The organism is Micromonospora sp. LZ34, from assembly GCF_052981855.1.
On sequence record NZ_JBRIQN010000034.1, the window covers coordinates 38,998 to 64,151 of the forward strand.

The window sequence follows — 25,154 nt, forward strand, 5'->3', positions numbered from 1 at the left end:
AGAAGCCCGTTACCGGCGGTTCCGGTGACGGGCTTCTTACCTGCATATATCGATGGTGGGCGATACTGGGATCGAACCAGTGACCTCTTCGGTGTGAACGAAGCGCTCTCCCGCTGAGCTAATCGCCCTCAGCGCGGATGACTGTACCTGATCCTCTCCCCCTGCCGCGAATCCGGGGTCAGTGCGTCGCGAGGTAGTGCAGCGCCCGGGCGACGAGGTCGATGCCGAGGCTGTACTTGAGCGACAGCCAGACCACCGTGGCGACGAAGACCAGGCCCACCGAGCCGAGCACGAAGCGTACGCCGAGTGACCGATCCTTCACCCACTGCGTCCAGTTGTGCACGTGCCGGCGGGTGAAGCCGAGCAGCCGGCGGGCCCAGTGGAACTCCACGGCCCAGATGCCCAACCCGGCGATCACCAGCAGCCAGCCGGGCCCGGGCAACGGGATGAGGGCGATGCCGATGGTCACCACGAGGGCGCCGGCGATGGCGATGAAGATCTTGAGGGCCACCCGGCCGGTCGGGTTGGCGCGGATCAGCTCCAGCGTCATGCTCACCCGCCGCCGCCAGCGCGGCCGGGGCCGCCGGTCGGCCACGGCGGTGCCGCCGGCCCGCTCGGGCGCCCCGCGCCCAGCTCCCGGCCGACCGTGCCGGTCGTGCTGCTCCATCGGCACCCCGTACCCCCGCTTTTCGGCTGCTCGGACCGCGACGTTCGGCGGCCGCGACGCGGCCATCGGATCCACTGAGGATCGTTTCGTGACCATTTCCACCCCCAGTGTCGCGCGGAACCGTCACCCCTTCCGACGACTGGACGTTACCGGAGTAAGTCGACGACTGAACCACCCGATGCCGGGCGGGATCACGCACTGGGCAGAACCGGAAATCCTACATGAATTCTCACATTCTGACGGCCTTTCCGACCCCCTTCCCACCACTGGGTGAAGTCAGCGTATGGCGGAGCGTAGCCAGGAGTAGCACCTGAGTATGGGAAAAGCGGGACACGCGCGTTCCGCAGCGGTGCCGGGGGGAGAACGTCCATGAGTGTCATCCGACCGACGACCGTAGAGGTCGAGACGTCGCTAAGGCTCGTCGCGCCTGACGCCACCGCCTTGCCGGTGCGTGCCAGCCTGCGCTACGACCCTGCTGACCCGTATGCGGTCCATGTCCTGTTCCACGCCGAATCGGCCGGCGGCGAGGCGGTGAGCTGGTCCTTCGCCCGCGAACTGCTGGTCACCGGCCTCGACGAGCCGGCCGGCATCGGCGACGTGCGGGTCTGGCCCTGGGCCACCCCGCGCGGGGACTTCGTCGCGCTGGCGCTGTCGTCGCCCGACGGCAACGCCCTCTTCGAGGTGCCGCGCAGCGTCCTGGTGCGCTTCCTGCGGCGGACCTACGTCGTCGTCCCGCGCGGCCGGGAGGCCGAGCACCTGGACGTCGACACGGCGGTGAACCGGCTGCTCGCCGGTCGCTGACAAACCGGGACAAACCGGCCAGACGGGGCCGCGCGGATCTGCCGAGTCCGCGCGGCTCCGGCTCACCCGGGCGTACGCGGGCAGCCTCCCGCCCGGGCCGGGTTCAGCCGTGGGTGGTGATGCCGCCGTCGACCGGGATCACCGCGCCGGTCAGGTACGCGCCGGCCCGCGACGACAGGTAGATCGCGGTGCCCGCCATGTCCTCCGGCCGGCCGATGCGACCCAGCGGCACCTGCGCCTCGATGGCGGCCCGGGACCCCGGGTCCTCCAGCGCGAACGCCATCATCTTGCTCTCGAACGGCCCCGGCGCGATCGCGTTGACGGTGATCTGCTCGCCGGCCAGCTGGTGGGCCAGGCTGCGGGTGAGCATGTGCACGGCCGCCTTGGTGGCGGAGTACGCGTACACCTCCATCCAGGGCACCCGGATGCCGTCGATCGAGCCGATGTTGATCACCCGGGCCGGGTCGTCGGCGCTGGCCGACGCGCGCAGCGCGGGCAGCAGCGCGGTGGTGAGCCGGAAGACGGCCTTCACGTTGACCGCCCAGAGCTTGTCGAACGCGCTCTCCGGGTACGACTCCAGCGGCGCGCCCCAGGTCGCGCCGGCATTGTTGACCAGCACGTCGAGCCGGTCGACCCGTTCCCGGACGGCCGCGGCGAGGCCCTCGGCGCCGGCGTCGTGGCTCAGGTCGGCGGGGATCGCCTCGCAGCGCCCCTCGGCGGAGAGCTCCTTGGCCACCTGCTCGCAGACGTCGGCCTTGCGGGACGAGATGATCACCCGTGCGCCGGCCCGGACGAAGCCCTGGGCGATCATCAGGCCGATCCCCCGCGAGCCACCGGTGACCAGGACCGTCTTGCCTTCGACCGAGAACAGATCCGTCATGCCCATCCCATCGCGAGTCGGCCCTACCGCCCGGTAACGTAGCCCGCCCCCGGGATCCGGGACAACCCCCGCCCCTCCCCCGCGGCCTCGCACCGCGGGCGGCCCGGCACGGACCGCACGCGGGAATGTCGGGGACCCGACAGGTGGGAGGGCACGCGACGCTGTCGAGGTGCGCCGGCCGGCGCCTCGGGCTACCGTCGCAGGCGATGGTCCCTTCCGGTCAGCTCTCCCCGGCGTCGTACCCCACCGGCGCGTCCGATCCCGCCGAGATCGACACCCTCACACTGGGTGACCTCGCCCCGGGCCCCGGCTGGCGGCGCCCGGTGCTGCTCGAGCAGGAGCTGCTCGTGCTGACCACAGGCGGACACGGCACCGCGGAGGTGGACTTCCGGGCCCTGCCCTGCCGGCCCGGCACCCTGCTGCGGGTGCACGCCGGGCAGGTGCTGCGCTGCGCCGGCCCGCACCTGGACGCCACGGTGGTGCGCTGGGAGACCGACGCGCTGCGCGGGCTGGACATCGACCCGGACGCGGTGCCGACCTGGCTGCAACTGGCCGGCGAGGACGAGGACGCGGTGATCACCGAGGTCAGCCAACTCGTGGTGGACTGCCAGCGGCACTGCGGGGTGCCGGCCGCCCGCGCCCTGCTCCGCCACGAGCTCGCCGTACTGCTGCTCCGGCTGGCGCTGCTGCCCACCGGCGGCCGACCGGCGCCGCGCGCCGAGACCGCCACCTTCCACCGGCTCTGCCGGGAGATCGAGCGCGGCTACCAGCACACCCGCCGGGTGGAGGACTACGCCGCCCGGGTGGGCTGCTCGGTGCGCACGCTCACCCGGGCCTGCCTCGCGGTCACCGGGCGCAGCGCCAAGCAGGTGGTCGACGAGCGGGTGGCCCTGCAGGCCAGCCGGCTGCTGGCCGCCACCAACGAGCCGATCGCCCGGATCGGCCGCCGCCTCGGCTTCTCCGAGCCGACGAACTTCGGCCGCTTCTTCACCCGGGAGGTCGGGGTGAGCCCGGGCGCCTTCCGGGCCGCCCGCGAGCAGCCCGTCCCCGGGCCGGTTGTGCGGCCCCGCCCGCCCGCCGATCCGCTCACCGACACCCGCCGGGCATGATGGCCGGGTGCAGATCTCCGCACGCGGTGACTACGCGGTCCGGGCGGCGTTGAGCCTCGCCGCCGCGTACCCCCGGTTGCTCTCCACCCAGGCCGTCGCCGCCGAGCAGGACATGCCCCGCAAGTTCCTCGAGGCCATCCTGGCCGATTTGCGGCGGGCCGGGGTCGTCCGGGCGCAGCGCGGCGCGGAGGGCGGCTACACACTCGCCCGGCCGCCACGCGAGGTGACCGTCGGCGCGGTGCTGCGGGCGGTGGACGGACCGCTGGCCGGCGTGCGCGGCGTGCGCCCCGAGGAGACCAGTTACGACGGCGCGGCGGAGAACCTGCCCGGGCTCTGGGTCGCGGTGCGCGCCGCGGTGCGCCGGGTGGTCGACGAGGTCAGCCTGGCCGAGATAATCAGTGGCCGCTTCCCCTCCCACGTGCGTAGGTTGACCGGCCTGCCCGACGCCTGGGAGCCACGCTGATGCCCACCGCCACCCTGCACACCGACCGGCTGCTGCTGGAGCGTTACCGGCCCGACGATGCCGAGGCCTTCGTCGCCCTGTTCACCGACCCGGAGGCGGCCCGGTACATGGGCGACGGCCCGCTCACCGCCGACGAGGCCGGCGCGCTCTTCGGCCGGGTGTTCACGAAGGTGTACGCCGCGGACCTGTTCGACGTCTGGGCGGTGCGCCGCGACGGCCGCTACGTCGGGCACGCCGAGATCAAGCGGACCGACCAGGTGGCCGGGCACGAGATCATCTACGCGTTGGCCAAGCCGGCCTGGGGCGCGGGCCTCGGCACCGAGGTGGCCCGCGCCCTGGTCGGGTACGGCTTCGACACCCTCGGCCTGTCCCGGGTGTACGTGACGGTCGCCGACGCCAACCACCCCTCGCTGGCGCTTCTGGCCAGGCTCGGCTTCACCCACGAACGGGACATCGCCGAGGACGACGGCGGCGTCACCCGGGTCCTGGTGCTCGACCGCCCCGCCGGCTGACCCACCGGCGGCCGTCACAACGTGCGGATCACCTCCGCCGCGCTGAGCCGGTGCAGCCGGTCCTGCCACGCGTCCGGGCCGGGGCGGCCGATGTTCATCAGCAGCAGCACCTCGTGCCGGCCGTCCGGATAGAACTCCCGGGCCACGCCGGCGGCGTCGAAGCCGGCCATCGGACCGGCGGCCAGCCCCGCCGCCCGGACGCCCACCAGCAGGTAGCCGATCTGGAGGGTGGCGTTGAGCCGGGCCTGCGCGACCCGGTCCGTCGGGTCGGCGAGCCAGTCCCGCGCCCGGGGCCGGTGCGGGAACAGCTCGGGCAGCCGCTGGTGGAAGTCGAGGTCGGCGGCGAGCACCGCGACCAGCGGCGCGGCCGCCGTCTTCGCCCGGTTACCGCTGGACAGGTACGGCAGCAGGCGGGACCGGGCCGCAGCCGAGCGGAGCAGCAGGATCCGCAGCGGCTGGCCGTTGAACGCGGTCGGGCCGTACCGGATCAGGTCGTGGATCGCGGCGACCTGGGCGTCGGTGACCGGCTCGTCGGTGAAGGTGTTCGCCGTCCGGGCCGCCCGGAAGAGCAGGTCCTGGGCGGCCCGGTCCAGGGCGAGCAGCCCCCCGGGCGGTGCCGGCGCGACCGCGGTCACGCCGGCACCGCCGCACCCGGGGTCGTGTAGCCGCCGCGGTGGTAGACCAGCGGATCGCCGTCCTCGCCGCCGCCGAGGGCGAGCGGTTCGGCGATCGCCACGACGTGGTCGCCGGCGGGCACCCGCTCCACCACCCGGCAGAGCAGCCGAGCCAGCACCCCGTCCAGCAGCGGCACCCCGAACGGCCCCGGCGTCCACCGCGGGTACGCGGCGAACCGGTCGATCCCGCTGGTGGCGAAGACCCGGGCCGCCTCCCGCTGCCCGGCGCCGAGCAGGTGCACGGCGACATGGTCGGCGCGCGCCAGCACCGGCCAGCTGGACGACGCCAGGCCCAGGCAGAACGAGACCAGCGGCGGTTCCAGGGACACCGAGGTGAACGAGGTGGCGGTGAACCCGGCGCGCAGTGGCGCCCCGATCCCGCCCAGGCAGGCCGGGTCGCTGGCCCGGGTCACGGCGGTGACCACGGTGACCGTGGCGGCCTGCTGGCGCAGCAGGGCCCGGAACAGCTCCCGGTCCACCGGCAGCAGCTCGGCGCTCTCCGTCCGGTCGCGTTCCACCGTGGTCACGCCGGCACCAGGGTGGGCGGGGCGTACGTGCTGGCCGGGCGGGGCAGCCCATAGTGCTCGCGCAGCGTGCGGCCGCTGTACTCGCGGCGGAACAGGCCGCGCTCGCGCAGCAGCGGCACCACCTGGTCGACGAAGTCGGTCAGGCCGCTGGGCAGCAGCGGCGGCATGACGTTGAAGCCGTCGGCGGCGCCCTCGGTGAACCAGAGCTCGATCTGGTCGGCGATCTGCTCGGGGGTGCCGGCGACCACGCGGTGGCCCCGGCCGCCGCCGAGGCGACCGATCAGCTGGCGCAGGGTGAGCCGTTCCCGCCGGGCCAGCTCGACGACGAGCTGGTAGCGGCTCTGGTGGGCCTGGACGCTGGTCACGTCGGGCAGGTCGGGCAGCGGGCCGTCCAGCGGGTGGCCGCTGAGGTCGATCCCGGTCATGCCGGACAGCTGGGCCAGCGCGTGCTCGGGGACGATCAGCGCCTCCAGTTCGGCGGCGAGCGCCTGCGCCTCGGCCTCCGTACCGCCGATCACCGGGGCGATGCCGGGCAGCACCTTGACCAGGTCGGGGTCGCGGCCGGCGGCGGCGGTGGCCCGCTTGAGCGCGGCGTAGAAGCTCTGCCCGTCGGCGAGGGTCTGCTGGGCGGTGAAGACCGCCTCGGCGTACCGGGCGGCGAAGGCGATGCCGTCCGGTGAGGAACCCGCCTGGACCAGCAGCGGCCGGCCCTGCGGCGGGCGGGGCGTGTTCAGCGGGCCACGGACCTTGAACGCCTCGCCGGCGTGGGCGACCTCGTGCACCCGGTCGGTGTCGGCGTAGATCCCGGCCGCGGTGTCCAGGACGAGGGCGTCGTCCTCCCAGCTGTCCCAGAGCTTGATCGCCACGTCGACGAACTCGGCGGCCCGCCGGTAGCGGTCGGCGTGGGCCGGGTGCTCGTCGAGGTTGAAGTTCCACGCCTCCCGCGCCTGGGCGGAGGTGACGATGTTCCAGCCGGCCCGGCCGCCGCTGAGGTGGTCGAGCGAGGCGAACTTGCGGGCCAGGTTGAACGGCTCGTTGTAGGTGGTGGACACGGTGGCGATCAGGCCGATGTGCTCGGTGGCGGTGGCCAGGGCGGCGAGCAGGGTGAGCGGTTCGAAGACGGCCTGGATGTTGTGCCGCACGGCCGGCCCGACGGCCAGCCCGTCGGCGAGGAAGACGGAGTCGAGGGTGCCGCGCTCGGCGATGCGGGCCAGCTCCTGAAAGTGCCGGACGTCGCCGATCCGGCGGGCGTCGGTGCGGGGGTGGCGCCAGGCGGCCTCGTGGTGGCCGACGCCCATCAGGAACGCGTTCAGGTGCAGGGTGCGGGACATGGGGATTCCTCTCAGGCGGTGACGTCGACGCGCCAGGTGGAGAAGCGGCGTTCGACGGCGACGAGGAGCTGGTTGACGACGAGGCCGATGGCGGAGATGGTGATGATCCCGGCGTACATGTCGGGGATCGCGAAGTTGTACTGCGCGTAGTTGATGAGGTAGCCGAGCCCGGCCTTGGCGCCCACCATCTCGGCGGCGACCAGCACCAGGATCGAGTACGCCCCGGCCAGCCGGACGCCGGTGAAGATGGTCGGCACCGCCGCGGGCAGGATCACCTTCTGGAACAGCCGCAGGTGGTTCAGCCCCATCGACCGGGCGGAGCGCACCAGCAGCGGGTCCACCCCCTTCACCCCGGCGACGGTGTTCAGCAGGATCGGCCAGGAGCAGGCGTAGAGCACCAGGGCGATCTTCGACGTCTCACCCAGGCCGAGGATCAGCACGAAGACCGGCAGCAGGGCCAGCGCGGCGGTGTTGCGGAACACCTCCAGCAGGGGGCTGAGCAGCTCCGCCAGGGGCCGGTACCAGCCGATCAGCAGCCCCAGCGGGATGGCGGTGAGCACGGCCAGGCCGAGCCCGGTCAGCGACCGGGTCAGGCTTGCCCCGAGGTGGTCGGCGAGCTGGCCGCTGCGCAGCAGTTCCCACCAGGCTCGCAGCACCTCGGAGAGCGGCGGCAGGAAGACCCGGTCGACCAGGCCGGCGCGGGGCACGGTCTCCCAGACCGCGGCGAGCGCGAGCAGCGTGGCGGTGCGGTGCAGCACCCGCCCGCCGAGGCCGAGCAGCCGGCCGGGCAGCGCGGGCGCGTCGACCGCCGGCGGCGGGGCGGCGGGGGCCGCCAGCCGGGCGGGTCGTTCGGCGATGTCAACCAACGCGGGCCTCCTCGGCTCGGGCCGCCGCGGACGCCACGCGCTCGGCGCCGGCGGGGACCTCTTCGGTTTGCGGGGTGCGGATCGACGCCGCGGGCCGTTCGGCGGCCTGGGCGGCCCGTACCTCGTCGCGCAGCAGGGCCCAGATCTGGTGCCGGTGGTGCCGGAAGGCGTCGGTGGAGCGGACGTCCTCCACGACCGCCCGGTCGCCGAGGTCGATCTCGATGACCTGCTTGATCCGGCCGGGGCGCGACGTCATCACCGCGACCCGCTGGCCGAGGTGGACGGCCTCGTCGATGCCGTGCGTGATGAAGACGACGGTCTTGCCGGTCCGCTCCCAGATGCGCACCAGTTCGTCCTGCAACGAGTCGCGGGTCTGCGCATCCAGCGCGGCGAACGGCTCGTCCATGAGCAGGATGTCCGGGTCGTACGCGAGGCTGCGGGCGATCGCCACCCGCTGCTTCATGCCACCGGAGAGCTCGTGCGGGTAGCGCTCGGCGAAGCCGCGCAAGCCGACCAGGTCGAGGTGGTGGGCGACCAGTTCGGCCCGGTCCGCCCGGGGCACCCCCTTGGCCTCCAGCCCGAACGCGACGTTGCCGGCGGCGGTGCGCCAGGGCAGCAGCGCGTACTGCTGGAAGACGATGCCCCGGTCCAGGCCAGGTCCGGTGACCGGCCGACCGTCGACCAGGATCTGCCCGGCGGTGGGCTTCGACAGCCCGCCGAGCAGGTCGAGCAGGGTGGACTTGCCGCAGCCGCTGGGGCCGACGACGACCAGGAACTCGCCGGGTCGTACGCCGAGGGTGAGCCGGTCCACGGCGGTGACCGCGCCGCCGGTGGCCCGCCGGGCCGCGCCGGCCGGGAAGGTCTTCGTCACCGCGTCGAAGAGGATCTTGTCGGTGCTCATGCGCCACCCCCGGCGAACGCGTTGTACCGGTTGCTGTAGAGGTCGCCGGGCTCGGGCTTGTCGCCCTTGAGTTCGCCCTCGGCGGCCAGCCAGTCGATCCAGGTGGCGAACTCCTGGTCGCTGATCACGCCGCCCCGGCCGGCCACCCCGCTGCTCTTCCAGTACCGCACCAGCGACGGGTCCTCGTTGCGGCCGCGCTTGGCGATGATCGCCTCGAACCGCGCCACCACCGTCTCCCGGGGCTGGGTGCGGGCCCACTCGATGGCCCTGCCGACGCCGGTGACGAAGGTCTTCATCGTCTCCGGGTTGCGCCGGATGAAGTCGTCGCGGAACACGTAGGCGCCGGCGCTGAACGCGCCGAGCAGTTCGTAGTCGGTGAAGACGGTCCGGATCCCGCCGTTCGCGACGGCCTTGTCGCGGATCACCCCGCCGAGCACCGCGACGTCGATCTGCCGCTGACGCAGCGACTGTTCGATGTTGACCGGCGGCAGCACGACCAGTTCGACCTGCCGGATCTCGGCGGGGCTGAGCCCGCCGCGGGCGAGCCAGGTCTTGAGCACCGCCTCGGCGTGCGCGCCGAGGGTGTTCATGCCGATCTTCCTGCCGATCAGGTCCCGCGGACTGCGGATCGGGCTGTCGTCGAGCACGTAGTAGCCCTGGAAGCTCTGCGCGTCGGAGCCGTAGTAGACGACCACGGCGGTGATCGGCGCGCCGGCCGAGGCGAGTTTGACGATCGCGCCGTTGAACGCTCCGCCGAAGTCGCTCTGCCCGGTGGCGGTGGCCTGGACGTCCTGCGGGCCGCCGGTGACGTTGCCGATCCAGTTGAGTGTGACGCCGCCGAGGTAGCCGAGGTCGGCGGCGAGTTCGGGCAGGGTGACCTGGCCGACCGATCCCTGGTAGCGCAGTTCGGTCGCCTGCTCGGCGGCGGTGGCACGGCCCCCGCAGCCGGTGGCGGCGAGGACGACCAGGGCGGTGGCGGCGGCGAGGGTACGCGTGAGGGCACGACGGGGTGGGGACATGAGGGTCTCCTGATCTGTCCACAGTGCGGTGGGATGGGCCCTGACGAGGGCGCGACGGCACGCCGCTCCGCGGTGAGCGGTCGAGCGGTGGGAGTGCGGCGATGGAACCGGGCTCAGGCGCCGGTCAGCTCAACAGAGCGCGCTCGCGTGCCGGACCAGGTCGACGTGCACGCGAGCGGTGAGGAGAAGCTCGTCCCGCTGCGACATGGGTTCATGCTGCCGGCGCCCGAACGGCCCGGTCAACGCTCTTCCGAAAGATGGGATTTGTATCGCTCACTTTGTTACGATCCGTCACCACCAGCATTTTTCCATCCGCAACACCTATCTGTTGAATAGGGATTGCGGCTCCACTCGCGACCCTGCGACCCGTGACCCGACCGGGTTTCGCGAATCGCCCTTGCGGGCATGTTCGGTTTCGACACGGCAGGGAATGGTGACGAAGGGAGCCCCGCGATGGGTCTAATGTTCCGCAAGCGCAAGAAGTACGGGCCGATCATCCTCAACTTCACCGAGAACGGCTTCTCGTCCTGGAGCATCAAGATCGGTCGCTGGTCCTGGAACTCGCGGGCCAGGGCGCACCGCGTCGACCTGCCGGGCCCGCTGTCTTGGAAGCAGGACAAGTCCCGGACCTGACGTCCGGGCGTCGCGCGGGGTGCCGGTGGGACCACCGGCACCCCGCTCGGCGTCCGGGGCCGGTCAGGCCGGCGGTTCGACGGCGGTGACGACCACGTCGCCGCCGAGCCGGCCGTGTTCCGGATCGCGGCGGACCGCTCCGGAGTGGAGCAGGCCGGTCAGCGCCCGGACGGCGTCGGCGGAGCGGTAGACGGTCGAGGTGAGCGCGTGCCGGCGCAGTTCGGTGACCGTACGGGGCCCGGCGCGGTGCAGCTCGGCCAGCAGTTCCCGGCGCAGCGGGCCGGGCTCGGGGTCCAGCGCGATGTCCAGCAGCCGCCCGGCCGGGTCGGCCGGGTCGCGGTAGCGGACCCCGGCATACTCGTCGACCGCCCAGAGCGCCTCCTTGAACGCCTCCAGGCTCTTGTCCGAACCGGTGGCGAAGGCCAGCCGCCGCGCCGGTGAGCCGTCGGCGGGGACCAGGTCCACCTCGGTCACGAGCGGGAACCCGGCGGCGCCGAGCGCGGCCCGGGTCGGCGCGTCGGCGGCGGTACGCAGCAGCAGCTCGGCCGGGCGCCCGAGCGCCGCGGCGGCCAGCACGGCCGGATCCGGCGGGGTGGGGTCGTCCACGAACGACAGCGTCGGCGCGCCGGCCGCGCCGGCCGCCTTCAGCGCCACCGGCAGCCGGTCGGGTGCGCCGGGCACCAGGTGCACGGCCACCTCGGCCGGCAGCTCCGCCTCGACGGCGCCGAGCCGGGCCGGCAGGTCCCCGCTCCCCGGGGCCAGCACCAGCACGGTGAGCCGGCGGCCGCGCAGCCGGTCGGCGTACTCGGCGACCACCCGCAGGGCGGCCTCGGCGCCCCCCGCGTCGTCCCCCGCGTACGCGCAGGCGACGGTGGCCCGGCGGGCGCGGTGCAGCGCTCCCGGCAACCAGTGCTCCAGGTGTCGGACGAGCAACTCGCGCAGGACGGCGTCGGTCGGCATGCTGCCGTTCTACCGCACCGGGGCGGGCCGGCGCGGCCGGCGGGCCACCGGGTGACCTCAGGCGGGGACGGAGATGCCCACTCCGCCGCGGGTCTGGCCGCCGTAGCGCTGCCGCTCGGCGTCCAGGTCGAGCCGGCCGATCCGCTTCCGGGCGGCCAGCGCGGCGTCGTCGAGCCGGTCGGCCGGCACCAGCCAGACGATCTCGAACTCCAGGCCGTCCGGGTCCTGCCCGTAGAGGCTCTTCGTGGTGCCGTGATCGGAGGTGCCGACCAGGGCGCCGGCGGCGGCGAGCCGCTGCGCGGTGGCGGCCAGCTCGTCGAGCGTGTCCACCTCCCAGGCGAGGTGGTAGAGGCCGACGGTGCTGCGGCCCGCGGCGGAGCGGCCGGCGCTGGCGCCGATCTCGAACAGGCCGAGGTCGTGGTCGTTGGTGGAGTCGGGCGCCTGGAGGAAGGTGGCGCCCCGGAAGCCGTCCGGGGTCATCGCCACCGGGCGGAAGCCCAGCACGTCGCGGTAGAAGGCGACGCTGCGGGCGAGGTCACTGACGTAGAGGACGGCGTGGTTGAGCCGGTGGATTCCCATGCCCTCGACGCTAGCGCGATTTAGTTGAATGTTCAACTAAGTGGGGTATGATGGCCGTCATGACCCGCTGGCTGGACCCGGACGAGCAGCGCACCTGGCGTGCCTTCCTGACCTCCTCCCGGGCGCTGATGGAGACGCTCGACCGCGAGCTGCAACGCGACGCCGGGATGCCGCACGCGTACTACGAGATCCTGGTCCGGCTCTCCGAGGCGCCCCACCGGCGGCTGCGGATGAGCGAGCTGGCCGAGGCCAGCGGCTCGTCGCGCAGCCGGCTCTCGCACGCGGTCTCCCGGATGGAGGCCGCCGGGTGGGTCCGCCGCGAGGAGTGCCCGACGGACCGGCGCGGGCAGATCGCGCTGCTCACCGAGGAGGGCTTCGCCACCCTCGCCGCCGCCGCGCCCGGGCACGTCGAGGGGGTACGCCAGCACCTGTTCGACGCGCTGACCCCGGCCCAGGTCGACCAGCTGCGCCGGATCAGCGAGACGCTGGTCGACCACCTGACCGGATCCTGACCGAACCGCTCCGGCGCGGGACTTGTACTTACCGTCGTCGGTTGAGCACGATGGGGCGTGCCCTCCGGCTTCGGTGAACTGACTGATCAGGCGCACCACCTGGCGTCCGCCGGCGACCTCGCCGGCGCCCAGCGGCTGCTCGCCGACGCGCTGACCGACGCCGACCCGCGACCGGCCAACGCGACGCCCGAGCTGGCCGAGGCGGCCAGCCTGCAGGCCCGCGTGCTGGTCGCCCTCGGCGAGCCACACTCCGCCCGGGGCTGGGCCGCCTTCGCGTACGCCGCCACCACCCGGCTGCACGGCCGCTCCGACCAGCGCACGGTGGCCGCGGCGGCGACCCTGGCGGCGGTGCTGCACCGGGTCGGCAGCTGGTCCCGGGCCGCCCGGCTCTACCAGGAGGTCATCATCGAGCTGACCGCCCTGGACGGGCCGGAGTCGCTGCGGGTGCTCGCCGCGCACGCCGACCTGGCCACCGTGGAGTACGCCCGCGGCCAGTGCCAGGTGGCCTGGGACCGGCTCCAGGACGCCTGGGAGCTGCACCGCGAGGTGTACGGCGACGGGCACCCCAGCGGCATCAAGATGCTCGCCCGGCTCGGCGCCATGCAGCGCGACTGCGGGCAGTTCGCCGAGGCGCACGACAACCTGGCGCTGGCCCGCGAGCTGTGCCGGCAGCACCTGCCCGCGGACGATCCGCTGGCCGCGCAGGTGGCGGCGCTGGCCCGGGCGGCGGCGAACCCCGACCACGTCTGCGCCGAAGCCGCCCCGGTGAGCCGGGAAGGGCCGGTGGTGCCGTCGGCGCGCACCCCGCCGCCGGGCGACGGGCCGGCCGAGCGGCACCCGCCGGAGGACTGGCACCCCTCGACCGGCTACCACCCGCCCGAGGGCTACCACCCCTCCACCGGCTACCACCCGTCGACGGGCCACCACCCGGCTGAGGGGTCCACCCCGCCGGCGGACGCCGCCGACCCACCGGTACCGACGCCCCGACAGCCGGTGGACGGCCCGACCACCACGGCGGACCAGGGTTGGTGGCCGCCCGAGCAGACCCTGGACGACGGGCCGGGCAGCGCGGTGCCCCCGACGGTGGTCTCGCTGGCCGACGGTCCGGTCGACGAGGCGGACGGGGTGTACCGGGTGCCCCGGCACACCGGGCCCGACCCGGCGGACCCGCCGTCACGGTTGCTGCCCGTGCCGGTGCACCGGCAACCCGGCCGGCGCACCAACCGGCTGCTGCTGCTCGTCGTCGCGGGCGTGGTCGTGGTGCTGATCGGCACGGCGGCGGTCATCGCCGGGGTGTCCCGGGTGGACGGCGGCGACCCCGCTCCCCCGGCCGTCACCGGCGGGTCGACCGCCACGGCCACCACCGGAGCCGCGCCGACCACCACCGGACCAGCCGCCACCGCGCCGTCCACGGTCGCGGCGGCCCCGCCGGGCACCCCGCCCGGCGGGGTGACCCTGCGGGACAACCGGGACAACGTCGCGTTGAGCTGGACCTACCCGGCCGGCGGGGAGGGACCGGTGGTGATCTCCGGTGGCCGGGTCGGCCAGGCCCAGACCGCCTTCGCCGACCTGCCGGCCGGCACCACCAGCTTCGTCGTCTACGGCCTGAACCGCAGCACCGACTACTGCTTCACCGTCGCGGTGGTCTGGTCCACCGACACGGTGGCCCGGGCCGAGCAGGTCTGCACCCGCCGCCGCTGACCGCGCACCGGCTCAGGCCGGCTCGTCGGGCAGAGCGGGCAGCCGCAGCCGCACGCACAGCCCGGGCCCCGGCTCGGCGTCGGCCAGCTCGACCGTGCCGCCGGCCCGGCGGACCAGTTCGCGGACGATGGCCAGCCCCAGCCCGGTGCCGCCGGCGTCGCGGGCCCGTGCGTCGTCGAGCCGGGTGAACCGGCCGAAGACCCGCTCCCGGTCCGCGACCGGGATGCCCGGCCCGTCGTCGGTCACCGTCACCTGGTGGTACGCGCCCGACACCGGACCGGCCCGGTCGGGCCCCCGGGTCGCCACCGGCCGGGCCGGCGCGGACCGGTCGGCCGGCGGCGCGGGGGCGGCGGCGAGCACCACCTCGCCGCGGGCGTGCCGGACGGCGTTGTCGACCAGGTTGGCCAGGATCCGGTGCAACTCGTCCGGGTCACCGACCGTCCAGACCGGCGCCGCCGGCGCGACCACCCGCACCGGCGGGGACGGGTACCGGGCGGCCACCGCGGCCAGCAGCGCACCCAGCTCCACCGGCCCGGTGGCCCGCGCCGGTGGCGCCTCGTCCAGCCGGGCCAGCAGCAGCAGGTCGTCGACGAGCCGGCTGAGCCGCTCGGTGTCGGCGAGCAGGTTCGCCGACACCGCCGTCCAGTCGGTCCGCCCGGCCAGCCGTTGCGCCACCTCCAGTTCGGTGCGGATGTTGGTCAGCGGGCTGCGCAGCTCGTGCGCCGCGTCCGCGACGAAGGCGCGCTGCCGGTTCCGGGCCGACTCCAGCCGGCCGAGCATGCCGTTGAGGGTGACCGCGAGCCGGTGGATCTCGTCGCGGGACGCCGGCACGGGCAGCCGGCCGCCACCGTCGCGTCCGGTGATCTCCTCGGCACCTCGGCGCAGCGCCTCCACCGGCCGCAGGGTCGCGCCGACCACCCGCCAGGCGACCACGGCGAGCCCGCCCACCAGCAGCGGGAAGCCGATCAGCAGGATGGTGCGGACCACGTGCGTGCTGTGCCGCACGTCCGCCATCGACCGGGCGACCAGCACGGTGCGCGGGTCGGCGGCGGTGCCGGCCGGTACGGCCACCACCCGGACCGGCCCGGGCAGCCCGACCCGGTCCCCCGACACCGTCAGCCGCTGGCGGGCGTCCCGGTCGATCCGCTCCGGCCGCAGCATCGGGACCAGCCGGTCGGCGTCGATCGAGGCGGCCCGGACCCGGCCGTCGGCGTCGACCACCTGCACCCGGGTCTGGCCCGCGGCCACCGGCAGCGGGTCGGGCAGCGCGTCCTCCGCGGCGAGCAGCGCGACCGCGTCGGCGGTGCGGAACGCCTCGGCGTCGACGGAGCGTTGCAGGACGAAGCGGAGCACCCCGAGCAGGACCAGCCCGCCGATCGCCAGCCCGATCGAGAGGCCGAGCACGCCGATCACCATGAGCCGGCCGCGCAGCCCGAACGCCGCCCGCAGCCGGCCCCATCGCCGTCCGGAGTCGCTCACGTGGCGAGCCGGTAGCCGGCGCCGCGGACGGTCTCCAGCCGCTCCCGCCCGATCTTGCGCCGCAGGTAGCCGACGTAGACCTCGACCACGTTCGGCGCGGTCTCCATGCCGGCGTCCCAGACGTGGTCGAGCAGTTCGGTCTTGGAGACCACCTCGCCGGGGCGGCGCATCAGGTAGGCGAGCAGCGCGAACTCCCGGGCGGTCAGCTCCACCTCGGCGTCGGCCCGGGTCACCCGGCGGCGGGCCGGGTCGAGGGTGAGGTCGGCCACCGCGAGCACCGCCGGGCGTTCCGGGGCGCCGCGGCGCAGCAGCGCCCGCAGCCGGGCCAGCAGGACGACGTACGAGAACGGCTTGGTGAGGTAGTCGTCGGCGCCGCAGTCCAGCCCGTCGGCCTGGTCGTACTCGCCGTCCTTCGCCGAGAGCATGAGCACCGGCAGCCACCGCTCCTCGGCGCGCAGCCGGCGGACCACCTCGTAACCGGAGAGGCCGGGCAGCATGACGTCGAGGATCATCGCGTCGTAGCCGCCGTGCCGCGCCGCGTCCAGCCCCGCCGGGCCGGTCGCCGCCACGTCCACCACGAACCCCTCGGCCTGCAACCCCCGTTGCAGCGCGGACGCCAGCCGCGACTCGTCCTCCACCACCAGCAACCGCACGGGGTCAAGGGTGCCACCCCAGCACGAGGGGCCGTACCGTCGTCCTCAGCGCCCTCTCAGCGTCGACCGGGCAGGATGTGCCCAGGAGGTGCCACACATGTCCGTTCTGAAGAGCCGTCCCGTCCTGCGCTGGCTGGTCCCGGTGACCGCGGCCGCCACCGTCATCGGCGGCGGTGCCGCGATCGGCACGTTCGCCGCCCAGGCCGAGCCGAGCCTGCCGCCGCGCACGGCCGCCCAACTCCTGGTCGACCTGCAGACCTCCCGCCTGGAGGGGCTATCCGGCACGGTGGTGCAGCGCGCCGACCTGGGCCTGCCCGCGCTGGCCGGCCTGGCCGGCGGCGAGCTGGGCGGCCTGCTGACCGGCACGCACACGCTCCGGGTCTGGCACTCCGGGCCGGACCGGCAGCGGGTCGCGCTGCTGGACACCCTCGGCGAGCAGGACATCATCCGCAACGGCCGGGACGTCTGGACCTGGAACAGCCGGAGCAACACCGCCACCCACCGCACCCTGCCCGAGGGCACCGACGAGCCGGGCGCGCCCGAGCTGCCGGCCACCCCGCAGGAGGCGGCCGACCAGGCTCTCGCCGCGATCGACCCGAGCACCGAGGTGAGCGTCGGCCGCTCCGCCACGGTGGCCGGCCGGGACGCGTACGAGCTGGTGCTCGCGCCGCGGGACGCGGCGTCGCTGGTGCACCAGGTGCGGATCGCCATCGACGCCCGGGAGCACGTGCCGCTGCGCTTCGAGGTCTTCGCCGACGGCAGCGACCAGCCGGCGTTCGAGATGGCGTTCACCCAGGTGGACTACGCCCGGCCCGACCCGGACCAGTTCACGTTCAACCCGCCGCCCGGGGTGAGGGTCACCGAGGAGTCGGCGGAGCGGTCGAAGGGCGCGCACCGGGACGAGCGGCCCGCGGGCGAGCGGCCGCAGGTGCGTACGGTCGGCGAGGGCTGGACCACCGTGGTGGTCGCCCGGCTCGACGGCCCGGCCAAGGACGGCGCCGGCGAGCCGGCCGGGGCCCCGGCGGGCGAGGTCGCCGGCGTGCTGGACGCGCTGGAGAAGGTCAGCGGCGACTGGGGCAGCGGGCGGCTGCTGACCGGGAAGCTGTTCAGCGTGCTGCTCACCGACGACGGCCGGCTGCTCGCCGGCGCGGTCACCCCGGAGCGGCTCTACCAGGCGGCGAAGGGCTGAACCGGCGACGGTCGGGGGGCTCGCGGACGCGGGCCCCCGATCGGCGTTACCGGAAGGGCGGCGCGGGCCCGAAGCGCTTGGTCCGGCGGACCGGCGCGCGGTATCTTTCTCAGTTCAAACACAAAAAGAACGGCTCAGAAAGCCGTTCCGGGGAAGATACTAACCAATTGGGAGACGGCTTGTCAAGGCACTCCGGCGATTCCGGTGAATTGCAGCCCGACGACGAGATCGGTCGCGAGCAGGAGTACGTCTCGATGCTCTACGGCCGGCTGGACGGGCTGCGTGAGCAGGCCTCCCGGCGGCTGACCGAGGAACTGCGCGCGACCGGCGGCACGTTGCAGGCCCGTTCCCAGCGCGACGGCGCGGTGCGGATGTACGCCGAACAGGTGGAGCAGTTCGCCGCGGTCGAGAACGGCCTCTGCTTCGGCCGGCTGGACACCGACGACGATGCACGGCACTACATCGGCCGGATCGGCATCTTCGACACCAGCGGTGACTACGACCCGCTGCTGATGGACTGGCGGGCGCCGGCCGCCCGCGCCTTCTACCTCGCCACCGCCGCCAACCCGCAGGGCGTACGGCGGCGCCGGCACCTGCGTACCCGGGAGCGCAAGGTGACCGCGCTCAACGACGAGGTGCTCGACCTGGCCACCGCCTCCCCCACCGCGCACGAGGAGCTGACCGGGGAGGCCTCGCTGCTCGCCGCGCTCAACGCCGGCCGCACCGGGCGGATGCGCGACATCGTGGAGACCATCCAGGCCGAGCAGGACCGGATCATCCGGGCCGACCTGCCCGGCGTGCTGGTGGTCCAGGGCGGGCCTGGCACCGGCAAGACCGCGGTCGCGCTGCACCGGGCCGCGTACCTGCTCTACACCCACCGCCGGGAACTGTCCACCCGCGGCGTGCTGCTGGTCGGCCCGAACGCGACGTTCCTGCGCTACATCTCCCAGGTGCTGCCCGCGCTGGCCGAGACCGGCGTGCTGCTGCGCACCCAGGGCGACCTCTTCCCCGGAGTGAGCGCCCGGCGCGCCGAGAGCGCCGAGGCGGCCGCGCTCAAGGGCCGGCTGGTGATGACCGAGGTGCTCGCCGCCGCGGTGCGGGACCGGCAGTGGGTGCCCGACGAGCCGCTGGAGATCGAGCTTCCGCAGCAGGAGATCCTCCGCCTCGACCCGGAGACCGTCCGCGCCGCCCGGGACCGGGCCCGCCGTTCCGGCCGCCCGCACAACCTAGCTCGGGCGGTCTTCGACATCGAGATCGTGCACGCGCTGGCCGACCAGGTCGCCGAGCGGATCGGCGCCGACCCGCTCGGCGGGGAGAACCTGCTCGAGGAGGCCGACGTCGCGGAGATCCGCCGGGAGCTGCGCGAGGAGCCCGAGGTGCGGGCGGCGCTGGACCAGCTCTGGCCGGTGCTCACCCCACAGCGGCTGCTCGCCGACCTGTACGCCTCGACCGAGCGGATCGCCGCCGCCGCGCCGATGCTCCGCGACGCCGAGCGGGCCCTGCTGCACCGGGAGCCGGGCGGCTGGACACCGGCCGACGTGCCGCTGCTGGACGAGGCGGCCGAGCTGCTCGGCGAGGACGAGCGGGCCGCGACGGCCCGCCGGGAGCGGATCCGGGCGCTGCAACGCGAGTACGCCGAGGGCGTGCTGGAGATCGCCCGGGGTTCCCGGTCGATCGACGTGGAGGACGAGGCCGAGGGCGGTGAGATCCTCGGCGTGACCGACCTGCTGGACGCCGACCGGCTGCTGGAACGGCAGGAGGAGGTCGACCGGCTGACCACCGCGCAGCGGGCCGCGGCCGACCGGAGCTGGGCGTTCGGGCACGTCATCGTGGACGAGGCGCAGGAGCTGTCGCCGATGGCGTGGCGGCTGCTGATGCGTCGCTGCCCGAGCCGGTCGATGACCATCGTCGGGGACGTGGCGCAGACCGGCGCGCTGGCCGGCACGCCGTCCTGGGCCGACGCGTTGGAGCCGTACGTGGCGCAGCGCTGGCGGCTGGAGGAGCTGACCGTCAGCTACCGCACCCCGGCCGAGATCATGGCGGTCGCCGCCGACGTGCTGACCGAGATCGATCCGGCGCTGCGCCCACCCCGCTCGGTACGGGAGAGCGGGTACGCGCCGTGGGACCGGGCGGTGCCGCCGCCGCGGCTGACGGCGGAGCTGGTCGACGCGGCGGGCCGGGAGGCCGCCGGGCTGGCCGACGGGCGGCTCGGGGTGATCGTCCCGGCCGGCCGGGTGGCCGAACTCGGCGCCGCGGTCACCGCCGCGCTGCCCGAGGCGGCCGTGGGCGAGCACCCGGAGCTGGAGAGCCGCGTGGTGGTGCTCACCGTCGCCCAGGCCAAGGGCCTGGAGTTCGACTGCGTCCTGGTGGTCGACCCCGACCGCATCGTCGCCGAGTCGCCCCGCGGCCGCAGCGACCTCTACGTAGCCCTCACCCGCGCCACCCAACGCCTGGGCATCCTCCGCCCCACCCCCTAACCACACCCATCTGGCCCGTCCGGGGGGTGTTGATCATGAGGTTGGCGGCGATCTGGATCTCGTCCGGTGCCGCCAACCTCATGATCAACGGGCGCTATTCGGTGGTGGAGTTGCCGGGGCCGGTGGCGATGGTGGACTGGTCGCTGGTGGAGCCGCCGGTCGGGGTGCTCAGGCCGCCCGTGGTGGCGTCGCCGGTGGTGGTCGGGGCGACCTTGCCCGGGTGCCGCTCCGGTTGGCGGGCCAACCGTCGCACGCTCGCCGGGCCGGCGGTGCCGCCGGTCGTGGTGACCGCGCCCTGACCGCGGGTGGGACCGCCGTCGCGCAGCACGTTGGCGTCCACCGGCGCGTGCGCCGGGTCGTCCGGGTCCTCGTCCTGGATCACCCGCTGCACGTCGGTGGGGGGCACCGTCACCTCGTCCAGAGCGCCCTCGCCGTACACCCCGCCGGCGATCCGCTCCTCGGCCCGCCGGGCGGCGTCCTGTCGCATGTCGTCCTCACGCACGATCCATCACCTCGCAGAAACGTCGGTCTTTCTGCGTGCCCGACGACCCGCCGGCCAAACCCCCACCGCCGGTTCACCGGGGTGTCTCCCGCCGCTCGCCTCCCGGCCGTCCCGGCTGCCCATGCTGACCGGCGGACCGGCGGGAGATCCCCGCCGGAGGGAGAGAGGACAGCGTGCGCACAGTACGCCGTACCGCTGTCGCGGCCCTGGCGGCGGCGACCGTGGCGACCGGTTTCGCGGTGCCCGCGGAGGCGAAACCGCGACCGGACCGGACATTCGACGTGCAGGCCCACCGCGGCGGCCTGGGGCTGCGGGTGGAGAACACCCTCGCCTCCTTCGGCAACGCCCTCCAGCTCGGGGTGAGCACCCTGGAACTGGACGTGCAGATCACCGAGGACGGGCAGGCCGTGGTCACCCACGACCGGAAGGTCAGCGCCGCCAAGTGCGTGGACACCGCACCGGTGACGCCCGGCGACCCGGAGTTTCCGTACGTCGGCAGGTATGTCAACACGCTCACCCTGGCCCAGGTGCGGACCCTGGACTGCGGGTCGAGGACGCTGCCCGACAAGCCCGGCCAGCTCGCCGTGCCGGGCGCCCGGATGCCGCTGCTGCGCGAGGTCTTCGCGCTGGTCAAGCGCTACCGGGCGGACGACGTGACGCTCAACGTGGAGACCAAGGTGGAGGCCGGCGCGCCGGCCGAGACCGCCCCGCGGGAGCAGTTCGTGCAGGTCACCGCCGCCGAGATCCGGCGCGCCGGGCTGCTGAAGCAGGTGACCGTCCAGAGCTTCGACTGGGGCGCGCTGATGCGGATGCGCCAGGTCGAGCCGCGGCTGCCGCTGGTCGCGCTGACCAACTACGACTTCCTGCAGACCGGCCAGCCGGGCGCCTCGCCGTGGCTGGGCGGGCTGGACATCGACGACTTCGGCGGCGACCCGATCCGGGCGGTCCGCAGCTTCGGCGCCAGCGCGTTCTCCCCGGTGCACGGCTTCCCGCAGAACGGCACGGTCACCGACCCCGGCTACCGGCCGTACGTCACCCGGGAGCTGGTGGCGCGGGCGCACCGCTACGGCATCAAGGTGATCCCGTGGACGGTGGACGACGTGCCGACCATGGCGAAGCTCGTCGACGACGGCGTGGACGGGATCATCACCGACTACCCGGACCGGCTGCGCGGCCTGCTCGCGCAGCGCGGCCACCGGCTGCCGAAGGCGTACGCCTCGCCGTTCGACGTGCAGGCGCACCGGGGCGGCCGGGCGACCCGGCCGGAGAACACCCTGCCCGCCTTCGGGTACGCGCTCGAGAACCGGGCGATCTCCACTCTGGAGCTGGACACCGGGGTGACCGAGGACGGCGCGCTGGTGGTGCTGCACGACCGGACGGTCAACGGCTCGCACTGTGTCGACACCGCCCCGGCGCGCCCGGGTGACCCCGAGTTCCCCTACGTCGGCAAGCCGGTGCACCAGCTGACCCTGGCGCAGCTGCGGACCGTCGACTGCGGCACCAGGACCCTGCCCGAACTGCCCGCGCAGGTGCCCGCCCCGGGCGCCCGGATCCCGACCCTGGACGAGGTCTTCGCGCTGGTGCGGGCGAGCGGCCGGGACGACGTCCGGCTGAACATCGAGACGAAGATCAGCCCGCTGGTCGACGACACCGAGCCGTACGCCAGCTTCACCCGCAAGCTGGTCGCCGCGATCGAGCGGGCCGGCTTCACCGACCGCGCCACCATCCAGTCCTTCGACTGGCGGACCATCACCTACGCCCGGAAGCTGAACCAGCGGATCGGCACGGTCGCCCTGGTCTGGCAGTACGGCCCGGCCGAGTGCGCCAGCCTCGCCGACGAGTGCTCGCTGCAGGCGGCGTACGGCGACTCGTCGGTGCGCAGCCCGTGGACCGGCGGGCTGGACTGGTGGAGGTACCAGGACCTGGGCCGGCTGACCCGGGCCGCGGGCGCCGGCACCGTGTCGGCGAACTGGCAGGTGCACGACCCGGTTCAGGGCACGGTGATCGACGCCGACTGGTACCTGCGGGAGAACCCGGCATACTTCCACGGACCGGACGTGCGGACCCTGCAGAGCCGGTACGGCCTCAAGGTGGTGCCGTACACCGTCAACGACGCCCGGGTGATGCAGCGGGTGATCGACCTCGGCGTCGACGGCGTGATCACCGACGATCCGGACCTGCTGGTCAGCGTGGCCGTCCGGAACGGCCTGCGGTGACGTACCCCGCCGGTGGCGCCCCGGTCCGGGCGCACCGGCGGGTCCCGGATTTCGGCCGATGGCCCGGCGTTACTGCCCCCGGAGGGTCGGGTAGTCGGGGGGCGTCCCCGCCATGAACGCAGAACCGTGCCGTGGCCGACACGCGGTAGCGGGGCGAGGGAATGCAGGTACGACTCATCGCATCCTGAGGAGGACAAGATGAGCACGCAGGCTGCATCCACCAGGCCGGTAAACCGGCCGCAGGCGGACGTGCAGAATCGCCCGTCAATGCAGGAGACGCCCACCCGTCCTATGCCGGCGATTCCGGACGGACGGCGGGAGGCCATGCAGGCGCCCGGCACGGAGACCAAGCCGTCGCTGCGGACCACCGAGTTCTGGGTCTACATCGCGTCGGTGATCGCTGTGCTGGCGGCGTCGCAGTTGGCCGGGAAGAACTCGGTCGGGGTGGACATCTTCCGCGCCAACCAGGCCTGGTTCTTCATCACCCTGCTGACCATCGGTTACCTGGGTAGCCGCGGTCTGGCCAAGGCCGGTAGCGGCTGGCGCAGCGCCGAGGAGCGCAAGGCCCGGCACTGACCGGGTAGGTGTGCCGCACCACCACACGGTGGCCTCCGGGATCCGTCCCGGAGGCCGCCGTCGTGTTGGTGCTACTCCTCGAAGCCGCCGAAGTCCGCGCCGAAGTCACCCTCGACGGCATCCTCGATCATCTCGCCGGCGATCATGCCGCCGGCCACGCCGAGCGCCGCCCCGGCGACCATGCCGCCCATCCCGTGGCCCCGACCGCGCGCGTGCGGCACGCCGAAGCCCTGGCCGTGCAGGCTGCCGTAGCGGGAGGTGGTCTCCCGCAGCCAGCCGTCGACCACCTGCGCCCAGTCGACCCGGTCGGCGTCGCTGTGCGGGACCCGGTAGCGGCCGAAGGCGTCGTGCCCGGCGCTGAGGAAGCCGCCGCGCTTGTCGCACTCCAGGATCACGTCCACCCCGTCCCGGCTGGTGACGAAGGTCAGCTCCACCTCGGCGACGGTCTGCGCGTACTGCGGCGCGGCGAAGAACTCGATCTCCTGGTAGAAGGGAAGCGTCTGCTGCACCCCGTGGATCCGGCCGCGCTCCAGGTCGGCGTGCTTGAACCGGAACCCGAGCCGCTGGAACGCCTCCAGGATCCGCTCGTGCACCGGCAGCGGGTGCACGTTGACCTGGTCGAGGTCGCTCTTGTCCACCGCCCGGGCCACCGCCAGCTCGGTACGCAGCCCCATCGTCATGCCGCGCAGCCGCTGGCCGTAGACGTCGGTGATCGGGGTCTCCCACGGCACCGGCAGCTGGAACGGGATGGCGAGCTGCTGCTTCGGGGCCAGCTGGAGCGGCCCGCTGACCGCCATCCGGTGGAACTCCATGATGCCGGCGTACTCGGTGTCGCCGCCCTCGATCTCGACCCGGGTGACCAGCCCGATCACGACCTGCTCGATGTTCGCCGGGGCGTCCCCGCCGAGCAGGTTCACCTGGCCCTCGAGGGTCAGGCCCGGACGGGTGTTCGGGTTCGTCAGGACGGTGTCCACGCTGGGACCGCCCACGCCGAGCGCGCTCAACATCTTCTTGAAGACCATCGGAACTCCCGTGCGACCGGCCCCGCTCCACCCTGGAACGGGGCGCCCACGCGGGCACCCTATCCGCCGGCGCTGTGAGGTGCCTGTGAGCCGCGCCCGGGTCAGTCCACCTCGACGACGACCAGCTCACCGACCTGTTCACCAATCGCGGCCCGCGCCTCCGGCGGCAGCTTGCCGTCGGTGATGAGCACGTCGGCGTCCTCCAGCGGGGCGATGGTGGCGATGCCGATGGTCTCCCACTTGGTGTGGTCGGCCAGCACCACCAGCCGGCGCGAGGCGTTGATCAGGCACCGGTTGATCCCCGCCTCCAGCAGGTTGGGGGTGGTGAAGCCGGTGCGCGGGCTTAACCCGTGCACGCCGAGGAAGAGCAGGTCGACGTTGAGGGCGCCGATCGCCGCCTCGGCGACCGGGCCGGTCAGCGCGTCGGACGGGGTGCGGATGCCGCCGGTCAGCACGACGGTCTGGTCGGCCCGCGGGTTCTGGTAGAGCGCGTCGGCGACCGGGATCGAGTTGGTCACCACGGTCAGGCCGCGCACGTCGGCGAGCAGGGTGGCCAGGGCGGCCGTGGTGGTGCCGGCGGAGAGCGCGATCGCCATGCCGGGCTCGACCAGGGTGGCGGCCCGCTCGGCGATGGCCCGCTTCTCGGCCTGCTGGCGGATCGACTTGGCGGCGAAGCCGGGCTCCTCGGCGGAGCCCGGGCCGGCCAGCGTCGCCCCGCCGTGCACCTTGTCGACCAGGCCCCGCTCGGCCAGCACCTCCAGGTCGCGCCGGATGGTCATGTCCGAGACGCCGAACCGGCTCACCAGGTGGCTGACCCGTACGCCGCCGCGTTGGCGGATCAGTTCCAGGATGGCGGTCTGCCGCTGCTGGGCCAGCATCTGGGTAGCCTCCTTCGCGGCCGTCAC

27 protein-coding genes and 1 tRNA gene are annotated in these 25,154 nt (G+C 74.0%); 11 read left to right on the forward strand and 17 right to left on the reverse strand.

Features of this window, described 5'->3' with window-relative positions:
* Nucleotides 1–53: 53 nt before the first annotated feature.
* Nucleotides 54–128 (reverse strand) — tRNA-Val (locus tag ACVCAH_RS27745).
* 50 nt (nt 129–178) lie between these two features.
* Nucleotides 179–733, reverse strand: a complete 555-nt coding sequence (locus ACVCAH_RS27750; RefSeq protein ID WP_447139167.1) for a TIGR02611 family protein — start codon at nt 731–733, stop codon at nt 179–181.
* A 303-nt stretch (nt 734–1,036) separates the two neighbouring features.
* On the opposite strand from ACVCAH_RS27750, the gene ACVCAH_RS27755 reads away from it, so the two are divergent.
* Nucleotides 1,037–1,468, forward strand: a complete 432-nt coding sequence (locus ACVCAH_RS27755; RefSeq protein WP_007457244.1) for an SsgA family sporulation/cell division regulator — start codon at nt 1,037–1,039, stop codon at nt 1,466–1,468.
* Nucleotides 1,469–1,571: 103 nt separating this feature from the next.
* Here ACVCAH_RS27755 and ACVCAH_RS27760 read toward each other — a convergent pair whose 3' ends face one another.
* Nucleotides 1,572–2,348 carry a RhlG family 3-oxoacyl-ACP reductase gene (locus ACVCAH_RS27760; protein ID WP_447139168.1) on the reverse strand — a complete coding sequence of 259 codons (777 nt, stop codon included), beginning with the start codon at nt 2,346–2,348 and terminating at the stop codon, nt 1,572–1,574.
* Nucleotides 2,349–2,554: 206 nt separating this feature from the next.
* Here ACVCAH_RS27760 and ACVCAH_RS27765 point away from each other — a divergent pair, with 206 nt between their 5' ends.
* From ACVCAH_RS27765 to ACVCAH_RS27775, 3 genes are read left to right on the forward strand one after another with little or no spacing between them, the layout of a single operon-like run.
* Nucleotides 2,555–3,457, forward strand: a complete 903-nt coding sequence (locus ACVCAH_RS27765; protein ID WP_447139169.1) for a helix-turn-helix transcriptional regulator — start codon at nt 2,555–2,557, stop codon at nt 3,455–3,457.
* A gap of 7 nt (nt 3,458–3,464) precedes the next feature.
* Nucleotides 3,465–3,920, forward strand: a complete 456-nt coding sequence (locus ACVCAH_RS27770) for an RrF2 family transcriptional regulator (RefSeq protein WP_447139170.1) — start codon at nt 3,465–3,467, stop codon at nt 3,918–3,920.
* Nucleotides 3,920–4,432 carry a GNAT family N-acetyltransferase gene (locus tag ACVCAH_RS27775; RefSeq protein WP_447139171.1) on the forward strand — a complete coding sequence of 171 codons (513 nt, stop codon included), beginning with the start codon at nt 3,920–3,922 and terminating at the stop codon, nt 4,430–4,432. Before ACVCAH_RS27770 ends, ACVCAH_RS27775 begins: the two co-directional genes overlap by 1 nt.
* Nucleotides 4,433–4,446: 14 nt before the next feature.
* On the opposite strand, the gene ACVCAH_RS27780 is transcribed toward ACVCAH_RS27775, so the two are convergent.
* The 7 genes from ACVCAH_RS27780 to ACVCAH_RS27810 form a co-directional block, all read right to left on the reverse strand.
* Complete coding sequence (locus tag ACVCAH_RS27780) at nt 4,447–5,067, reverse strand: malonic semialdehyde reductase (protein WP_447139172.1); 621 nt, start codon at nt 5,065–5,067, stop codon at nt 4,447–4,449.
* Entirely contained in the window at nt 5,064–5,633 is a 570-nt protein-coding gene (locus ACVCAH_RS27785) for a flavin reductase family protein (RefSeq protein ID WP_447139173.1), read from the reverse strand. The genes ACVCAH_RS27780 and ACVCAH_RS27785 overlap by 4 nt, the downstream gene beginning before the upstream one ends.
* Nucleotides 5,630–6,964 carry an LLM class flavin-dependent oxidoreductase gene (locus tag ACVCAH_RS27790; protein ID WP_447139174.1) on the reverse strand — a complete coding sequence of 445 codons (1,335 nt, stop codon included), beginning with the start codon at nt 6,962–6,964 and terminating at the stop codon, nt 5,630–5,632. Before ACVCAH_RS27790 ends, ACVCAH_RS27785 begins: the two co-directional genes overlap by 4 nt.
* A gap of 11 nt (nt 6,965–6,975) precedes the next feature.
* Entirely contained in the window at nt 6,976–7,830 is an 855-nt protein-coding gene (locus tag ACVCAH_RS27795) for an ABC transporter permease (RefSeq protein WP_447139175.1), read from the reverse strand.
* Nucleotides 7,823–8,731, reverse strand: a complete 909-nt coding sequence (locus ACVCAH_RS27800) for an ABC transporter ATP-binding protein (protein WP_447139176.1) — start codon at nt 8,729–8,731, stop codon at nt 7,823–7,825. Before ACVCAH_RS27800 ends, ACVCAH_RS27795 begins: the two co-directional genes overlap by 8 nt.
* Nucleotides 8,728–9,750, reverse strand: coding sequence for an ABC transporter substrate-binding protein (locus ACVCAH_RS27805; protein ID WP_447139177.1), 1,023 nt, complete (start codon nt 9,748–9,750; stop codon nt 8,728–8,730). Before ACVCAH_RS27805 ends, ACVCAH_RS27800 begins: the two co-directional genes overlap by 4 nt.
* A gap of 129 nt (nt 9,751–9,879) precedes the next feature.
* Nucleotides 9,880–9,957, reverse strand: a complete 78-nt coding sequence (locus tag ACVCAH_RS27810; RefSeq protein ID WP_349881247.1) for a putative leader peptide — start codon at nt 9,955–9,957, stop codon at nt 9,880–9,882.
* Between the two features lie 246 nt (nt 9,958–10,203).
* On the opposite strand from ACVCAH_RS27810, the gene ACVCAH_RS27815 reads away from it, so the two are divergent.
* Complete coding sequence (locus ACVCAH_RS27815; protein ID WP_155333237.1) at nt 10,204–10,383, forward strand: DUF4236 domain-containing protein; 180 nt, start codon at nt 10,204–10,206, stop codon at nt 10,381–10,383.
* Between the two features lie 63 nt (nt 10,384–10,446).
* Here the strand turns inward: ACVCAH_RS27815 and ACVCAH_RS27820 are convergent, their stop codons facing one another.
* Both ACVCAH_RS27820 and ACVCAH_RS27825 read right to left on the reverse strand, forming a co-directional pair.
* On the reverse strand, nt 10,447–11,343 hold the full coding sequence (locus tag ACVCAH_RS27820; RefSeq protein ID WP_447139178.1) for a hypothetical protein: 897 nt from the start codon (nt 11,341–11,343) through the stop codon (nt 10,447–10,449).
* 57 nt (nt 11,344–11,400) lie between these two features.
* Nucleotides 11,401–11,922: a VOC family protein gene (locus tag ACVCAH_RS27825; protein ID WP_447139179.1), complete on the reverse strand. Its 522-nt coding sequence runs from the start codon at nt 11,920–11,922 to the stop codon at nt 11,401–11,403.
* Nucleotides 11,923–11,972: 50 nt separating this feature from the next.
* On the opposite strand from ACVCAH_RS27825, the gene ACVCAH_RS27830 reads away from it, so the two are divergent.
* Entirely contained in the window at nt 11,973–12,434 is a 462-nt protein-coding gene (locus tag ACVCAH_RS27830) for a MarR family winged helix-turn-helix transcriptional regulator (protein WP_447139180.1), read from the forward strand.
* A gap of 57 nt (nt 12,435–12,491) precedes the next feature.
* Nucleotides 12,492–14,135: a tetratricopeptide repeat protein gene (locus tag ACVCAH_RS27835; RefSeq protein WP_447139181.1), complete on the forward strand. Its 1,644-nt coding sequence runs from the start codon at nt 12,492–12,494 to the stop codon at nt 14,133–14,135.
* 12 nt (nt 14,136–14,147) lie between these two features.
* Here ACVCAH_RS27835 and ACVCAH_RS27840 read toward each other — a convergent pair whose 3' ends face one another.
* Both ACVCAH_RS27840 and ACVCAH_RS27845 read right to left on the reverse strand, forming a co-directional pair.
* A complete protein-coding gene (locus tag ACVCAH_RS27840) occupies nt 14,148–15,551 on the reverse strand; it encodes a sensor histidine kinase (RefSeq protein WP_447139199.1) in 1,404 nt (467 codons plus the stop codon).
* 59 nt (nt 15,552–15,610) lie between these two features.
* Complete coding sequence (locus tag ACVCAH_RS27845) at nt 15,611–16,267, reverse strand: response regulator transcription factor (protein ID WP_447139182.1); 657 nt, start codon at nt 16,265–16,267, stop codon at nt 15,611–15,613.
* Between the two features lie 97 nt (nt 16,268–16,364).
* Between ACVCAH_RS27845 and ACVCAH_RS27850 the strand changes: the two genes are divergently transcribed.
* Nucleotides 16,365–17,456: a LolA family protein gene (locus ACVCAH_RS27850; RefSeq protein ID WP_447139183.1), complete on the forward strand. Its 1,092-nt coding sequence runs from the start codon at nt 16,365–16,367 to the stop codon at nt 17,454–17,456.
* A 254-nt stretch (nt 17,457–17,710) separates the two neighbouring features.
* On the forward strand, nt 17,711–19,933 hold the full coding sequence (locus ACVCAH_RS27855; protein WP_447139200.1) for a HelD family protein: 2,223 nt from the start codon (nt 17,711–17,713) through the stop codon (nt 19,931–19,933).
* Nucleotides 19,934–20,027: 94 nt separating this feature from the next.
* On the opposite strand, the gene ACVCAH_RS27860 is transcribed toward ACVCAH_RS27855, so the two are convergent.
* Nucleotides 20,028–20,435 carry a hypothetical protein gene (locus tag ACVCAH_RS27860; protein WP_447139184.1) on the reverse strand — a complete coding sequence of 136 codons (408 nt, stop codon included), beginning with the start codon at nt 20,433–20,435 and terminating at the stop codon, nt 20,028–20,030.
* 173 nt (nt 20,436–20,608) lie between these two features.
* On the opposite strand from ACVCAH_RS27860, the gene ACVCAH_RS27865 reads away from it, so the two are divergent.
* Both ACVCAH_RS27865 and ACVCAH_RS27870 read left to right on the forward strand, forming a co-directional pair.
* Nucleotides 20,609–22,651, forward strand: coding sequence for a glycerophosphodiester phosphodiesterase family protein (locus ACVCAH_RS27865; RefSeq protein WP_447139185.1), 2,043 nt, complete (start codon nt 20,609–20,611; stop codon nt 22,649–22,651).
* 198 nt (nt 22,652–22,849) lie between these two features.
* On the forward strand, nt 22,850–23,227 hold the full coding sequence (locus ACVCAH_RS27870; RefSeq protein WP_447139186.1) for a hypothetical protein: 378 nt from the start codon (nt 22,850–22,852) through the stop codon (nt 23,225–23,227).
* A 71-nt stretch (nt 23,228–23,298) separates the two neighbouring features.
* Here the strand turns inward: ACVCAH_RS27870 and ACVCAH_RS27875 are convergent, their stop codons facing one another.
* Nucleotides 23,299–24,249 (reverse strand): sporulation protein, encoded by a 951-nt coding sequence (locus ACVCAH_RS27875; protein WP_447139187.1) that lies wholly within the window; start codon nt 24,247–24,249, stop codon nt 23,299–23,301.
* Between the two features lie 101 nt (nt 24,250–24,350).
* Nucleotides 24,351–25,127, reverse strand: a complete 777-nt coding sequence (locus ACVCAH_RS27880) for a DeoR/GlpR family DNA-binding transcription regulator (protein ID WP_447139188.1) — start codon at nt 25,125–25,127, stop codon at nt 24,351–24,353.
* Nucleotides 25,128–25,154: the final 27 nt, after the last annotated feature.

Bases quoted from the DNA above. Each gene is read 5' to 3' on its own strand.
- ACVCAH_RS27840 (WP_447139199.1), bottom strand. From the start codon at position 15,551: ATGGTGATCGGCGTGCTCGGCCTCTCGATCGGGCTGGCGATCGGCGGG.
- ACVCAH_RS27820 (WP_447139178.1), bottom strand. From the start codon at position 11,343: ATGCCGACCGACGCCGTCCTGCGCGAGTTGCTCGTCCGACACCTGGAG.
- ACVCAH_RS27855 (WP_447139200.1), top strand. From the start codon at position 17,711: ATGCTCTACGGCCGGCTGGACGGGCTGCGTGAGCAGGCCTCCCGGCGG.
- ACVCAH_RS27760 (WP_447139168.1), bottom strand. From the start codon at position 2,348: ATGACGGATCTGTTCTCGGTCGAAGGCAAGACGGTCCTGGTCACCGGT.
- ACVCAH_RS27830 (WP_447139180.1), top strand. From the start codon at position 11,973: ATGGCCGTCATGACCCGCTGGCTGGACCCGGACGAGCAGCGCACCTGG.
- ACVCAH_RS27765 (WP_447139169.1), top strand. From the start codon at position 2,555: ATGGTCCCTTCCGGTCAGCTCTCCCCGGCGTCGTACCCCACCGGCGCG.
- ACVCAH_RS27880 (WP_447139188.1), bottom strand. From the start codon at position 25,127: ATGCTGGCCCAGCAGCGGCAGACCGCCATCCTGGAACTGATCCGCCAA.
- ACVCAH_RS27870 (WP_447139186.1), top strand. From the start codon at position 22,850: ATGAGCACGCAGGCTGCATCCACCAGGCCGGTAAACCGGCCGCAGGCG.
- ACVCAH_RS27810 (WP_349881247.1), bottom strand. From the start codon at position 9,957: ATGTCGCAGCGGGACGAGCTTCTCCTCACCGCTCGCGTGCACGTCGAC.
- ACVCAH_RS27875 (WP_447139187.1), bottom strand. From the start codon at position 24,249: ATGGTCTTCAAGAAGATGTTGAGCGCGCTCGGCGTGGGCGGTCCCAGC.
- ACVCAH_RS27775 (WP_447139171.1), top strand. From the start codon at position 3,920: ATGCCCACCGCCACCCTGCACACCGACCGGCTGCTGCTGGAGCGTTAC.
- ACVCAH_RS27825 (WP_447139179.1), bottom strand. From the start codon at position 11,922: ATGGGAATCCACCGGCTCAACCACGCCGTCCTCTACGTCAGTGACCTC.
- ACVCAH_RS27800 (WP_447139176.1), bottom strand. From the start codon at position 8,731: ATGAGCACCGACAAGATCCTCTTCGACGCGGTGACGAAGACCTTCCCG.
- ACVCAH_RS27755 (WP_007457244.1), top strand. From the start codon at position 1,037: ATGAGTGTCATCCGACCGACGACCGTAGAGGTCGAGACGTCGCTAAGG.
- ACVCAH_RS27815 (WP_155333237.1), top strand. From the start codon at position 10,204: ATGGGTCTAATGTTCCGCAAGCGCAAGAAGTACGGGCCGATCATCCTC.
- ACVCAH_RS27790 (WP_447139174.1), bottom strand. From the start codon at position 6,964: ATGTCCCGCACCCTGCACCTGAACGCGTTCCTGATGGGCGTCGGCCAC.
- ACVCAH_RS27850 (WP_447139183.1), top strand. From the start codon at position 16,365: ATGTCCGTTCTGAAGAGCCGTCCCGTCCTGCGCTGGCTGGTCCCGGTG.
- ACVCAH_RS27750 (WP_447139167.1), bottom strand. From the start codon at position 733: ATGGCCGCGTCGCGGCCGCCGAACGTCGCGGTCCGAGCAGCCGAAAAG.
- ACVCAH_RS27805 (WP_447139177.1), bottom strand. From the start codon at position 9,750: ATGTCCCCACCCCGTCGTGCCCTCACGCGTACCCTCGCCGCCGCCACC.